This window comes from Streptomyces cavernicola (genome assembly GCF_029968035.1).
GTDB lineage: Bacteria > Actinomycetota > Actinomycetes > Streptomycetales > Streptomycetaceae > Streptomyces > Streptomyces cavernicola.
Map to the genome: position 1 here is coordinate 132737 of NZ_JASCIQ010000006.1, position 12686 is coordinate 145422.

11 protein-coding genes and 1 pseudogene are annotated in these 12686 nt (G+C 73.7%); 7 read left to right on the forward strand and 5 right to left on the reverse strand.

Features of this window, described 5'->3' with window-relative positions:
- Positions 1 to 183 precede the first annotated feature (183 nt).
- Both QIS96_RS07895 and QIS96_RS07900 read right to left on the reverse strand, forming a co-directional pair.
- On the reverse strand, positions 184 to 495 hold the full coding sequence (locus QIS96_RS07895; protein ID WP_282541693.1) for a zinc-ribbon domain-containing protein: 312 nt from the start codon (positions 493 to 495) through the stop codon (positions 184 to 186).
- A 166-nt stretch (positions 496 to 661) separates the two neighbouring features.
- A complete protein-coding gene (locus tag QIS96_RS07900) occupies positions 662 to 1135 on the reverse strand; it encodes a carboxymuconolactone decarboxylase family protein (protein WP_282541694.1) in 474 nt (157 codons plus the stop codon).
- A gap of 183 nt (positions 1136 to 1318) precedes the next feature.
- Here QIS96_RS07900 and sigJ point away from each other — a divergent pair, with 183 nt between their 5' ends.
- The 4 genes from sigJ to QIS96_RS07920 all read left to right on the forward strand — a co-directional run bounded on the left by sigJ (position 1319) and on the right by QIS96_RS07920 (position 4900).
- Positions 1319 to 2275, forward strand: a complete 957-nt coding sequence (gene sigJ / locus QIS96_RS07905) for an RNA polymerase sigma factor SigJ (RefSeq protein WP_282541695.1) — start codon at positions 1319 to 1321, stop codon at positions 2273 to 2275.
- Positions 2276 to 2373: 98 nt separating this feature from the next.
- Complete coding sequence (locus QIS96_RS07910) at positions 2374 to 3516, forward strand: diaminopropionate ammonia-lyase (RefSeq protein ID WP_282541814.1); 1143 nt, start codon at positions 2374 to 2376, stop codon at positions 3514 to 3516.
- A gap of 137 nt (positions 3517 to 3653) precedes the next feature.
- Positions 3654 to 4457 (forward strand): class I SAM-dependent methyltransferase, encoded by an 804-nt coding sequence (locus tag QIS96_RS07915; RefSeq protein ID WP_282541696.1) that lies wholly within the window; start codon positions 3654 to 3656, stop codon positions 4455 to 4457.
- 287 nt (positions 4458 to 4744) lie between these two features.
- Entirely contained in the window at positions 4745 to 4900 is a 156-nt protein-coding gene (locus QIS96_RS07920) for a hypothetical protein (protein WP_282541697.1), read from the forward strand.
- Positions 4901 to 5144: 244 nt separating this feature from the next.
- On the opposite strand, the gene QIS96_RS07925 is transcribed toward QIS96_RS07920, so the two are convergent.
- On the reverse strand, positions 5145 to 5729 hold the full coding sequence (locus QIS96_RS07925) for an ATP-binding protein (protein ID WP_282541698.1): 585 nt from the start codon (positions 5727 to 5729) through the stop codon (positions 5145 to 5147).
- Between the two features lie 270 nt (positions 5730 to 5999).
- Between QIS96_RS07925 and QIS96_RS07930 the strand changes: the two genes are divergently transcribed.
- Entirely contained in the window at positions 6000 to 7949 is a 1950-nt protein-coding gene (locus tag QIS96_RS07930) for an ATP-binding protein (RefSeq protein ID WP_282541699.1), read from the forward strand.
- A gap of 43 nt (positions 7950 to 7992) precedes the next feature.
- Here the strand turns inward: QIS96_RS07930 and QIS96_RS07935 are convergent, their stop codons facing one another.
- Complete coding sequence (locus QIS96_RS07935) at positions 7993 to 9057, reverse strand: NAD(P)/FAD-dependent oxidoreductase (RefSeq protein ID WP_282541700.1); 1065 nt, start codon at positions 9055 to 9057, stop codon at positions 7993 to 7995.
- Positions 9058 to 9287: 230 nt separating this feature from the next.
- Between QIS96_RS07935 and QIS96_RS07940 the strand changes: the two genes are divergently transcribed.
- Positions 9288 to 10301, forward strand: coding sequence for a LacI family DNA-binding transcriptional regulator (locus QIS96_RS07940; RefSeq protein WP_282541701.1), 1014 nt, complete (start codon positions 9288 to 9290; stop codon positions 10299 to 10301).
- 99 nt (positions 10302 to 10400) lie between these two features.
- Positions 10401 to 11330 (forward strand): carbohydrate kinase family protein, encoded by a 930-nt coding sequence (locus QIS96_RS07945; protein WP_282541702.1) that lies wholly within the window; start codon positions 10401 to 10403, stop codon positions 11328 to 11330.
- A gap of 548 nt (positions 11331 to 11878) precedes the next feature.
- Here the strand turns inward: QIS96_RS07945 and QIS96_RS07950 are convergent.
- Positions 11879 to 12651, reverse strand: a pseudogene (locus QIS96_RS07950) (aquaporin).
- Between the last annotated feature and the right edge of the window lie 35 nt (positions 12652 to 12686).

Sequence of the window (12686 nt, forward strand, 5' to 3'; positions counted from 1 at the left end):
CCGTACGAGCCTGCCGTCGCCCCGGCCCGTGAGGACCGGTGCGACGGGCCCCGCGACGGACCCCCGACGACGATGTCCCTCCGCCACCGCACGGCGCACGGAGCCACTCGGGCGCGTCACCCGGGCTCGCCCGTCCGGGGTAACGGCCGGAGTGACAGCCGGGCGTGCGCCCCCGCGCGCCCCTTACGCGTAGGGGTTGTTGCCGTGCGACGGGCCGCCGGGCTGCGGCTGACCGGGCGCACCCTGGCCGCCCTGGACGCCGGTGCCGTGCGCGAGGAGACCGTCGGCCTGCTCCTTCGGCACCTTGTGCTCGGTCCCGCAGAACGTGCACTGGGTCTGGTACGACGTGGCGATCGGGAACAGCGGCACGAAGAACAGCGAGAACTTCGTGACCTTCTTGCGCAGCGAATGGGCCGCGGGATTCCCGCAGTTGCCGCACACCAGCGTGACGATGGCCAGCTGGTACAGATAGCTCTTCGTGCCGAAGATGATCACGGCAGCCCCTCCCGGTCCCGGTAGGCCGCCGGCCTTGAGCGACGGCTTGTGCGGTCATCGTACGTGGGTGCTGTATCTGTGGCCGGGCCACATGTGGTCCGGCCACATAGGAGGCGGGGCGGGGCTGCTGCTCGGAGTCGGCCGGGCTCAGCCGGTCCGGCCGGGCTCAGCCCAACTGGCCGGGCACGTACGCGCCGCCCGCCTGCCGCGTGATCACGTTCAGGCGGTTGAAGGCGTTGATGACGGTGATCGTGACGAGCAGCGCCCCGAGCTGATCCTCGTCGTAGTGCTTGACGGCGTTCTCCCACACGTCGTCCGGGACGCCGCCCGCCGCGTCCGCGATCCGGGTGCCCTCCTCGGCGAGCGCGAGGGCGGCGCGCTCGGCCTCGGTGAACACGGTGGAATCCCGCCACGTCGCCACCAGGTGCAACCGGACCGAGGACTCCCCGGACCGCGCGGCCTCCTTGGTGTGCATGTCGACACACATGCCGCAGCCGTTGATCTGGCTGCAGCGAAGCAGCACCAACTCCCTTGTGGCGGGCGGCAGCGCGGAGTCCGCCATCGCCGTCCCCGCCGTGGCGAGATGTTTGATGGCCTTGGCGACGACGGGGTGGGTGTGGATGTCGAGCCGTGCGGTCATGGTGTTCTCCTCTGCCGAGCTGTGCTTGCGTCCCTACGCCCTGTACGACGGCACGGCCCCGCGGAATGTGAGGTCCCCGCCGCCGGAGCCCCGGACCTCACACATCGGGCGGTTGCCTCGTCGTAGAGGTGAGACATGTGCGACGCGCACACAGGCGGACGACAGCGGAGGAGCGGCGACACCATGGACGGCGAGCAGGAGCACGGCGAGGACGGCTTCGCGTCGGGGCGGGAACCGGAGCCGGGGGTGAGCGTGATCATGGGGGAGCGGCGGCAGCTGCTCAACCTCGCCTACCGGCTGCTCGGCTCCCTCGCCGACGCGGAGGACGTGGTGCAGGAGGCGTACACCCGCTGGTACGCCATGGACCTGGACCGCAGGCAGGCCGTGGACTCGCCGGGCGCCTGGCTCTGCAAGGTGGCCGGGCGGATCTGCCTCGACCAGCTCCGCTCGGCCCGCGCCCGCCGCGAGAGCTATGTGGGCGCGTGGCTCCCGGAACCCGTGCCCGACCGGTCGGAGTGGCCCGCCGGGCGGATCGGCGACCGGACCGCGGACCCGGCCGACCGCGTCACGCTCGACGAGTCGGTCAACATGGCGTTTCTCGTGGTGCTCGACGCGATGACCCCGGCAGAGCGGGTCGCGTTCGTCCTGCACGACGTGTTCCGGTACTCGTTCGCCGAGGTCGCCGAGATCGTGGGCCGCACTCCGGCCGCCTGCCGCAAACTCGCCTCGTCGGCCCGCAGCCGCCTGCGCGCGTCCCGCCCTGCCCCGCAGCAGAAGGCCGAACGGGCCGATGTCGTACGGGAGTTCAAGCGGGCCTGGGAGGCGAAGGACGTGTCCGCGCTGGTCGGCGTGCTCGACCCCGCGGTGACCGGCCTGGCCGACGGCGGCGGCCTGGTCAGGGCCCGGCTCCACCCCATGCGCGGCGCCGTCGAGATCGCGGAGTACCTCACCGCCGTCTCGGCCGGCGCCGTCGACCGGACCGTCCTGGAGCGGACGGTCAACGGCGAGCCCGGCCTGGTCGTGCAGGACGGCGGCGTCACGACCGTGGTGATGTCCTTCGAGATCGAGGACGGCCGCATCACCCGCCTCTGGGCCGTACGCAACCCGGAGAAGCTCCGCTCGTGGACGGCGACCGATTGACGCCGCCGCCCCCTGGACCGAAAGGCCCTCGCACCCGCACGCTTGAAGATGTGTCAGCCAACACCACAAAAGAGGCCTCTTCTGTAGGCCGCGCCCCTATGTGGTGGGCGCGCCCCGCCGCCCGTGCCTGGACCTGCGCCCCGGCCCCGGCCGGGGCGCGCGCCTTCCACGCCGCGCTGCCCGGATACGCCCCGACACCCCTCACCGAACTTCCCGCCTTGGCTCCTGAGTTGGGTGTCGCGCGCGTGTTCGTCAAGGACGAGTCCGCCCGCCTGGGCCTGCCCGCGTTCAAGGCCCTCGGTGCAACCTGGGCCGTGCACCGCGCGCTTGAGGAGCGGGCGGGAGGCACGGCGGACCCGGGAGTCACCCTGGTGTGCGCCACCGACGGCAATCACGGGCGCGCCGTGGCCCGTACGGCCCGACTGCTCGGTGCGCGTGCCCATGTGTTCGTGCCGCAGGGCGTCTACCCCCACGCGGTGCGCGCCATCGCCGCTGAACAGGCCGAGGTCACTCGGGTCGAGGGACCGTACGACGACGCCGTGCGCCGCGCCGCCGAAGCCGCCGCCGCGCCGGACTCGCTTCTGATCCAGGACAGCGCGTGGCCCGGTTACGAGCAGGTGCCCGCGTGGATCGTCGAGGGCTACTCCACGCTCTGCGCCGAGATCGACGCCCAACTCGCCGACGCCGGTGCCGAGTTGCCCGGACTCGTCGTCGTGCCCGCGGGCGTGGGCTCCCTAGCCCAGGCCGTCGTCACCCACTACCGCAGTACCTCCTACGGCGGTACCCGCGCACGCGAAGGGAGCCCTTCCGGCCCGCCCCCGGCGCTGCTCACCGTCGAGCCCGAGTCCGCGGCCTGCGTCCTGGCGAGCCTCGCCCGCGACGAGCTCCACACCGTGCCCACCGGCGAGACGGCCATGGCCGGGCTGAACTGCGGTACGCCCTCCAGCCTCGCCTGGCCCGTCCTGCGCGGTGGCCTGGACGCGGCGATCGCCGTCACGGACGCCGAGAGCGCCCGCGCGGCCGAGGTGCTCGCGGCCCTGGGCGTCTCCTCCGGCCCGTGCGGGGCGGCCCCGCTCGCCGGTGTGCGCGCGGCCCTGGCCGGCCCCGGCGCTGAACAGCGCCGCGCCTCCCTCGCCCTCGACCCGGGCGCGGTCGTCGTCCTCCTCAGTACGGAGGGGGCGGCGGCGAACCCGCACGGATCGGACGTACGCGGCGAAGTGAAGCCGGCCCGGAGGGCCTGAGGGCCGGACGGAACGGGGCCCAGGGGTGGAGCCGGAAAACAAGCTTTGACCTGCGCAAACTCCCTGCGTGGCGGACTGGTCGGGCAGTAGGCTCGACCGGGTGCGGCCGAGTGTCGGTCGTACGCGAAGGGGTGGGGATGAAGCGGGACATACGCACCACGGACGATCTGCTCGGCGTGCTCGACCGGCTGTTCGCGGACGGCGGCGCGGACCGGTGGACCGAGGAGAGCGGCGCCTCCTGGTGGGACGGGTTCTACGCCAACCGGAACCGCCCGATCCCCTTCTTCGTGGACAAGCCGGACGAAAACCTCGCCGCGTACCTCGACCGAGGGCTGATCGCCGCACCCGGCCGCGTGCTCGAACTCGGCTGCGGGCCCGGTCGCAACGCCGTCCATCTCGCCTCTCGCGGCTTCGCCGTGGACGCCGTCGACCTGTCGCCCGCCGCTGTCGCCTGGGGTGAGGAACGGGCCCGCGCGGCCGGCGTCGATGTCCGCTTCCACTGCGCCGACGTCTTCGCCGCCGAACTGCCCGCCGAGCCCTACGACCTGGTCTACGACTCCGGCTGCCTCCACCACCTGCCCCCGCACCGTCGCCTCAGCTACCTCGCGCTGCTCGACCGTGCCCTCGCGCCGGGCGGACACTTCGCCCTCACCTGCTTCGCCGCGGGACGCATGGGCTCCGAACTCCCCGACGAGGAGTTCTACCGCCGCCGCAGCCTGGAGGGCGGACTCGCCTACGCGCCGGACGACCTGCGCCGCTTGTTCGCCAGGTACGAGGAGGTCGAACTGCGCCCGATGGCGGAACAGCCGGACAGCGCCCCCGTGTTCGGCGTGCCCTTCCTCTCCGCGGGCCTGTTCCGACGGCCGCCCGGCGACTCGCCCCGCCCCGGCCGGCCGGGCGTCGAGGTCGCCCCGGACCGTCCGGAGTCGCCCGGCATGTGACGTACCGCACGAGGGGCGTGCGGTGTGGTGTACGCCGCAAGGAGCGCGAAGGCGGCTCGGAGAGTGGAGTGGTCTGCGTCACGAGGAAGGACGGATTCCGGCCATGATCGGGTGCGTTCAGGGCGGTCCTGTCCCGGAATGGGGTCATGTTTCCGTCCCCACCCGTGACGAATTGGTGACGAAGAGTTTTATCGACCCCCCTGCACACCCGGGAGGCGAACTCGTAGACTCACCTCTCGCTGTCGCCTGGCAGCACGAGACATGTACCCGAGGGAAAGAGATCCACGGTGAGCCCCGCTGACAGTGCCGAAGCTCCTATCTACGCCGACCTGGTGGAAGAGAGGGGAGACGTTCCTGCCGAGGTGCGCCAAGCCGCCGAGGAGGCGCTGCGCGAAGCCGACCGCGTCCTCGACTTCAGCACCCTCGAGGTCGCCGCGGCCTGACCCGTCCGCGGCCGGCCCTGGGTCCGCACTGCCCGGTGGCCGAAACCCCTCGGCGGGACGGCCGGATGCGCCTGCGGCGCGCCACGACGGCCTCCCTATACCTTTCACCACCCCAACGCCCCGCCCCACAGGGCGACTTGGGGATATGGGCCTGGCCCCCATGTGCGGTCAGGACCCCCTGCGGGGCATCAGGCTCCCTGTGTGACATCGGGTTCCCTGCGTGTCGGCAGGCCCCTGTGTGTCGTCAGGACAGCGGCACACTCGCGCACACGCGCTTGCCGCCCGCCCGCTGCTCCACCGTCACCGCACGGCTCAGCGCATGCACGATCTCCAAACCGTGCCGGGAAGGGCGCAGCGCATCCGGCGCCGCCATCACCGGAAGCGCGGGCTCCGTGTCCCACACCGTGATGTCCAGAACGTCAGAGGCCAGTTCGAGCTCCAGGACGCACGGGCCCGAGGCATGCTTCACCACGTTCGTGACCAGCTCCGTGACCACGAGCAGGGCGGCGCCGAGCGCCTCCGCAGGCACGGTGAACGCGGCGCTCGCGCGGAGCCGGGCGACGAACTCCGACACCAGATTCCTGGCGTGTACGGCGCTGTCCGTGCGGCCCTCGAAAGCCGCACCCGCGTAAGTACTGCAGCCGGTCGGCATGATCGCGGCCCTCTCCTGTGGTGCTCGTTCGTCCAGCTCCCGCCGCCGGGCGCGCCTCGTGAACGAGGTGGGCCGGTGCGGCGGGTCGGTGCGCAACTCCTCGACGTACGCCTCGAAGCGCTCCTCACCTGGAACGCGGATACCCGCCGCGCGCCGCCGCATGCATGTATCGATCATCTGAATTGCGGGCATCCGGATCACCGCCCGAACCGAGCCCACAACCCCCGCCCCGAGCCACCGTCCCGACCCCTGGCCTCCGATTCGCACACAGTGCCTGGCCTTAGCTGTGGTGCGTGGTAGAGGCGGAGCGCGCGATACCGCATAGGGCTCCGGACAGTTGGAGCTTTCGCCGTTTTCGTTGCAGTGACGATTCTGCACGGGATGGTGGTTCGGGCCGGACCCGCGTGTGCGGCGGCTGTGTGCTGGGAGTCAACGGGGAGTTGGGGCGTGCGCAAGCACCAGCGTGGGGTGGGACGCCGGGGTGAGGGGCGCGTACGGGCGCCCGTGGCGGTCCTCGGACGGGACACGGAGCTGGCGGTGGTGCGCCGGCTGCTCGCGGCGGGCCGCCTCGTGAGCGTCGTCGGCGCGGCGGGCGTCGGCAAGAGCAGCGTCGCCCGGACCGCGGCCGTCCTCGCCCGCCGCTCGCTGCCGGCCGAGGCCGCGGTGGAGGGCGTACTGCGGGTGCCCTGCTGGGACGACCGGCCGGGACAGGGGGCGGGGGACGTGTCGGGGGGAGTGGTGCGGGCGCTCGCGCGGGCGCTCGGCGGCGGGCCCGGGGGCGTACGGGACGTGGTGGACCGGCTGCGGTCGCGGCGGGTGTTGTTGCTGCTCGACGACGTCGACCCGGTGCACTCGGAGTGCATTCGCCTGGTCCAGGGCGTCCTGCAGCACGCGCCGGGCGTACGCGTCCTCGTCACCGGGCGGCAGCCGCTCGGGCTCGGCGAGGAACAGGTGGTGCGGCTCGGCGGGCTGCCCGCGTCGGCGCCGGACGGTGGAGACGGGCCCGCCGTCGAGCTGTTCCTGCGGCGGGCGCGGACCGTGCAGCGCGGGTTCAAGGCGGACGCGGCCGGGCGTCGGCAGGTGCGCGAACTGTGCGAGCGGCTCGACGGGATGCCGCTCGCGATCGTCCTCGCGGCGGCGCAGGTGGCGCGCTTCCCGCTGCCCCGGCTCGCGCGGCTGCTCGACGCGGGCCAGTGCTGGCTGCGCGACGAGTCGCAGCCGGTGCGGCGGCAGCGCTCGCTGCGGGCCGCGATGGAGGCGCAGTACGCGCTCTGCGACCGCTCGGCCCGGCTCGTGTGGGCCCGACTCTCCGTCGCCACCGGGGACTTCGCCCAGGACGCGGCCGTGTTCCTGTGCCAGGGCGGCGGGCTCGACCCGCGCGAGATCCCGGCGTGCCTGGCCCGGCTCGCCGCCGCCGCGATCCTCGAACCCGTACGGGAGGCGGGCGGGGTGCTGCCGCCGCGCTATCGCATGACCGGCGCCGCGCGGGACTTCGGCGCCGAACGGCTGCACGCGGCGGGTGAGTCCGACGAGGCCGCCGACCGGCACCTGCTCTGGTACAGCAGGGTCGCGACCGGCGTGCACGACCTCTGGCGCGCCGGCCAGCCCACCCGCGCGACCCTCCTCGTACGGGACGAGTCGGCGAACATCCAGGCCGCCCTCGAGCGGCCGCCGCGCGACGAGATCCAGGCCGACAGCGCCCTGGCTATGGTGCTCGACCTGTGGTTCTGGTGGGCGGTCTGCGGGCACGCCGCGGAGGGGCGCGAGGTCGTCGAACGGCTGCTTCCGCTGGCCGACGGGACCGGTCCGCTCTACGGACGCGGGCTCTGTCTCGCCGCGTGGCTGGCGGCGGGCAGCGGGGGTGAGGGCGTGGCGGACCTGCTGTGCCGGGCCTGGGAGGCGGCGGTCCTGGTCGGGGATGTCGCCACGGCCGGCCATGTCGCCCTCGTCCAGGGCCTGGTGGCGCTCGGCGGCGGCGACCTGGACCGGGCGGCGACGCTCCTAGGGGACGCCGCCCACATCGTGCCCGCCGCCCCCGCGCACGGCCCGCCCGCCGCGTTGAGCCGGCTGCTGCTCGGCGTGGTGCGGGCGCTGCGCGGCGAACCGGCCGGGGCGCTGCGGGAGATCCGGGGTGCGCTGCGGGACCCGGAGGCGCAGACCGATCTGCTGGTCCGCTGCCTCGGGAGTTACGGCCTCGCGCTCGTCGACCGGCTCACCGGCCGCCGCAGCCGTGCCTGGCGCCGCGCCCACCGGGCCCTCGCCCAGGCCGTCTCCCTCGGCTGCCCGTCGGCGGTCTTCGCCATCCAGCACCTCCTGTACGACGTGGAGCACGGCGCGGACGGTGCGACGCCGCGCCCGCCGGGGCTGTTGTGCGAGGCGGCGGCGGGGAGTTGGTGAAGGGGCGGGGCCGGCGGTCGCGGTACGTCCTGAACTCCCGCTCCTATAGGGCGACTTGAGAGGACGAGGCGAGCTCGCGGTCGGCGGCCGCACGGTGGGCCGTCACGGCGGCTCGGGTGTCCTCGGAGACCAGGTCGGCGTTCAGGGCGGCCCCGGCCCGTACGCCCGCGGCCGCCGCGACGATCACCTGGCTGCTCACCTCGACCACGTTGCCCGCCGCCCACACGCCGGGCACGTCCGTCCTCCCGGTCGGGTCGGTGGGGATGTGGCGGCCCACCATGGTGCCCTGGACCATCTGGTCGGCGAGCTCGACGCCGAGCGGGGTGAGCCAGTCCGCGCGGGCGTTCATCCGGGTCGCGACGGCGAGGGCCGCGAGGTCGAAGACCCGGCCCGATGCGAGCCGCAGACCGGTGAGGCGACCGTCGGCCCGCACCAGCTCGTCGACCTTCCCGTCCACGACCGTGATGCCGCGCGCCGCCAACTGCTCATAGCTCTCGTCGTCCGGCTCCGGGCCCGTGTGCAGGAAGAGCGTGACGTCGTCGCTCCACTGCCGCCACAGCAGCGCCTGGTGCACGGCGAGCGGCCCGGTCGACAGGACGCCGATGCGCCGGTCGCGTACCTCCCAGCCGTGGCAGTACGGGCAGTGCAGCACGCCCGTGCCCCACAGCTCCGCGAGGCCCGGCAGCTCGGGGAGTTCGTCGACGAGACCGCTCGTGACCAGGAGCCGCCGGGCGCGTACGGCCGTGCCGTCGGCCAGCGTCACGCGGAAGCCGATGCCGGAACCCGCGCGTGCCGCGGCGTCGTCGTGCTCTGCGGCCACCACCTCGCCTTCGCGGATCTCCGCGCCGTAGCGGCGGATCTCCTCGCGGCCGTCGGCCATCAGCTCGGCGGGCGGGGTGTTCTCCCGGCCCAGGTAGACGTGGACGCCCTCGGCGGGCGCGTTGCGCGGGCGGCCGCTGTCGATCACCAGGACGGAGCGGCGTGCCCGGCTCAGCGCGAGCGCCCCGCTCAGCCCGGCCGCCCCGCCGCCGACGACAACGACGTCGTACGCGTCCGCCGTTCCGTGGGCCTTCTCGTCGTTCTTGTCGTTCACTGCCGTCTCGGTCATCGCCGCACTCCTTCGCCTCGTCGTTCCCGCCGCGTCGTCACGGTGTGAGGAGAGTGCACCCGGACCTACGGTCCTGACAAACCTAGTTGCTGATATGGCAAATGGCAGGGGTGCGCAAGCGATTGCGCAAACGTTTACGCCGTGCGTTTCGTGAGGTAGGTTCGGGCCCGCGAATCCGCCGGGGCCCGGTCCCGGCGCGGTCCGGACGGGAAGAGTCGGGAAGGAGAACGGTGGCGACCATGGTGGACGTGGCGCGGTGCGCGGGCGTGTCCGTGGCCACGGTGTCGCATGTCGTCAACGGGACCCGGCCGGTGCGGCCCGCCACCCGCCAGGCGGTCCTGGGCGCGATCGACGAACTCGGCTACACCCACAACACGTTGGCCCGCTCGCTCGTGACCTCGCGCACGCACTCGATAGGGCTCGCGGTGTCGGCGACCAGCAACCCCTACTTCACGGACATCCTGCGCGGCGTCGAGTCGAGCGCCCTGGAGCACGGCTACAGCCTGCTGATCGCCGACCCGCACGAGGACCCCGAGCACGAGCTGAGGGCGGTGAAGCTGCTGCATGAACGGCGCGTGGACGGGCTCCTCGTCGCGCCGTCCGCACGCCCGGACGCGCTACTCGACCATGTGCGGCGCGCAAGGATCCCCACCGTGTTCCTGGACCGCCTCGCCGGGGATGAGCACGACCAGGTGTGCGCGGACAACACAGGGCCGGTCGCCGAGCTGGTCACACACCTCGCCGAGGCCGGGCACCGCCGGATCGCCCTGGTCTCCGGCGTGCCCGGCCTCTCCACCACGACGGAGCGCATCGCCGGCCACCGCATCGGCCTCGACCGCGCGGGCCTGGCGTACGACCCGGCGCTCGTCGTCGGCGGCGAGTCGAGCGCCGAGGGCGCCGAGCGGGCCACGGCCGAGCTGCTCGAGCTCGACCGGCCGCCCACCGCCCTCGTCACCGCCAACAACACGATGACGATCGGCGCGCTGCGTGCCCTGCGGTCGGTGGGGCTTGTGGTGCCGGACCACATGGCGCTCGCCGGGTTCGACGACTTCGCCTGGGCCGATGTGTTCGAGCCCCGGCTGACCGTCGTCGACCAGCCGAGCCGCGAGATCGGCGCGACGGCCCTGCGCCTCCTCGTCGACCGGCTCGCCGAACCCCGACAGGCCCCGCGGACCGTCCGGTTGCCGTGCGCGTTCGTGCACCGGGAGTCGTGCGGCTGTGGTCGTCCGGCCGACGGCGCGTGAACCCCCGTACGACACTCCTGATCCGCACACCCACACCTGCGTACCGCTACCTGTGTATTGCTACTGCTACCTGCGTACCGCCACGAGAAAGGCCAGCCCATGATCGTCGTCGCCGGCGAAGCCCTCATCGACCTCGTCCCGGCGGGGCCCGCCGCCGAGGACGAACTGCCCGCGCTGCTGCCCAAGCGGGGCGGCGGCCCGTACAACACGGCCGTCGCGCTCGGCCGCCTCGGCTCGCCCACGGCGTTCTGCTCGCGGCTCTCCACCGACCACTTCGGCACGGCGCTGCTCGGCGGGCTCGCCGCCGACGGGATCGACACCTCGCTCGTGCAGCGCGGCGACGAGCCGACCACCCTGGCCGTCGCCCACCTCGCCGCCGACGGCTCGGCCTCCTACAGCTTCCACGTCGAGGGCGCGGCCGACCGCCTGTTCGCACTGCCCGCCGCGCTGCCGGACTCGACGCGCGCGGTGTCCTTCGGTACGTGTTCGCTCGTACTGGAGCCCGGCGCCAGCGCGTACGAGGCGTTGATGCGGCGGGAGTCGGAGCGGGGCACGTTCACGGCGCTCGACCCGAACATCCGGGCCGGCCTGATCGCCGACCCGGACGCGTACCGGGACCGGTTCCGCGCCTGGCTGCCGTACGTGTCCCTCCTGAAGCTGTCCGAGGAGGACGCGGTCTGGCTGGCCCGGTCGGACGACCTGGTCGCAGCCGCGAAGGGGTGGCTGGCGCTCGGGCCCGCGGCGGTCGTGATCACGCGGGGCGGGGAGGGGCTGACGGCGTTGACGCGGGAGGGGGCGCGGATCGATGTGCCGGGGGTCGCGGTCGACGTCGTGGACACGATCGGGGCGGGTGACACGGTCAACGCGGCGCTGCTGCATCGGCTTGATGAGCATGGGGCGCTCGGTGGGGCGGGGGTTGAGCTGGGGGGTGAGGAGTGGCGGGACGTACTGGGGTTTGCGGCGAGGGCGGCTGCCCTCACCTGCTCCCGGGCGGGGGCGGAGCCGCCGTACGCGGGGGAGTTGGGGTAGGCCGCGGGCGGCCGGCCCCGCCCCGCCCCGTCGACTCGGTGACCGTCGAGCGCTGCCCCTCCCCGCCCCTTCCCGAAAGTCCTGCAGTCAGCTCAGGGGGCTGCGCCCCCAGGCCCCCGCTCCCCGGGGCTGCGCCCCCAGGCCCCCGCTCCCCGGGGCTGCCGCCCTGGACCCCGCTTCGGGGCTGCGCCTTCGGCCCGCGCTTCCCGGGGCTGCGCCCCCCCGCTCCCCGGGGCTGCCGCCCCCGGCCCCCGCACCCCGGGGCTGCCGCCCCTGGACCCCGCTTCGGGGCTGCGCCCCGGACCCCGCTCCTCCAACGCCGGAGGGGCTGAATTTAGGGGCGCGGGGAACTGCGCGATCGACCGCGACGGTGCTGCAGCCGAACGAAAGCGCGCGGGCTTTCGAGAGGGGGCGGGTTGGGGGTTGGGTGAGGGGTTGGTGCCCCGGCAGGGGCGCGGGGAACTGCGCGATCGGCCACGGCGGGGCGGCAGCCGAAAAGACGGCCGGGGGCTGGGGCGGAGCCCCGGGAGTGGGGGTGCCCGGGGGCGCTAGTCCGCCGGGAGGATCGGGCGGGTGGGTGGGTCCGGCGGGGGTGTTGCGGGGGTGCGGCCGAACAGCAGTGTCGCGAGGGCGATTCCGATGACGCCGCCCGCGAGTTGAGCGATGACGAACCCCGGCAGGGACGCGGGAGAGATCCCGGTGAACGAGTCGCTGAAGGCCCGCCCGATCGTCGCCGCGGGATTCGCGAAGGAACCGGACGACGTGAACCAGATCGCCGCCGCGATGTACGCCGCCACCGCCACCGGCGTGAGCTGCGGCCGGCCGATCCGGGCCAGCCCGTAGATCAGCAGCACAAGCCCCGCCGTGGCGACGACCTCGCCGAGCAGCAGCCGGTCCCCGACCCGCACTTGGGTGGACCACGAGATGGAGGCGCGCCCGAACATCGCCTCCGCGAGCAGCGCACCCCCACCGCCCCCGCGGCCTGGGCCGCGACGTACGCACCCGCGTCGCGGGCGCGCGGCCCCGTGCCGTCGTGCCGCCCCGCCCACCATGCGGCGAGTGTCACCACGGGGTTGAGGTAGCCGCCCGAGACCGGTCCGAACAGGACGATGAGCAGACCGAGTCCGATGGCCGTGGCCAGCGAGTTGGCCAGGAGTTGTACGCCGATGTCCGCACTGAGCTCGGCGGCCTGGATGCCGGAGCCCACGACGATGGCCACGAGGGACGCGGTGCCGATGAGTTCGGCGGCGGCTCTGCGGACCAGCGGCGCAGAAACGTGGGCAGGGCTGTGCAAGGCCTCTCCTTCCGGGGTGCGCGGCATGCCGTCTGTGCGGGGGACGGTCGCCAGCTGCGCGA

Coding starts and splice junctions, on each gene's coding strand:
- QIS96_RS07900 (WP_282541694.1), bottom strand. CDS start 1,135: ATGACCGCACGGCTCGACATCCACACCCACCCCGTCGTCGCCAAGGCC.
- sigJ (WP_282541695.1), top strand. CDS start 1,319: ATGGACGGCGAGCAGGAGCACGGCGAGGACGGCTTCGCGTCGGGGCGG.
- QIS96_RS07910 (WP_282541814.1), top strand. CDS start 2,374: ATGTGGTGGGCGCGCCCCGCCGCCCGTGCCTGGACCTGCGCCCCGGCC.
- QIS96_RS07915 (WP_282541696.1), top strand. CDS start 3,654: ATGAAGCGGGACATACGCACCACGGACGATCTGCTCGGCGTGCTCGAC.
- QIS96_RS07925 (WP_282541698.1), bottom strand. CDS start 5,729: ATGATCGATACATGCATGCGGCGGCGCGCGGCGGGTATCCGCGTTCCA.
- QIS96_RS07935 (WP_282541700.1), bottom strand. CDS start 9,057: ATGACCGAGACGGCAGTGAACGACAAGAACGACGAGAAGGCCCACGGA.
- QIS96_RS07945 (WP_282541702.1), top strand. CDS start 10,401: ATGATCGTCGTCGCCGGCGAAGCCCTCATCGACCTCGTCCCGGCGGGG.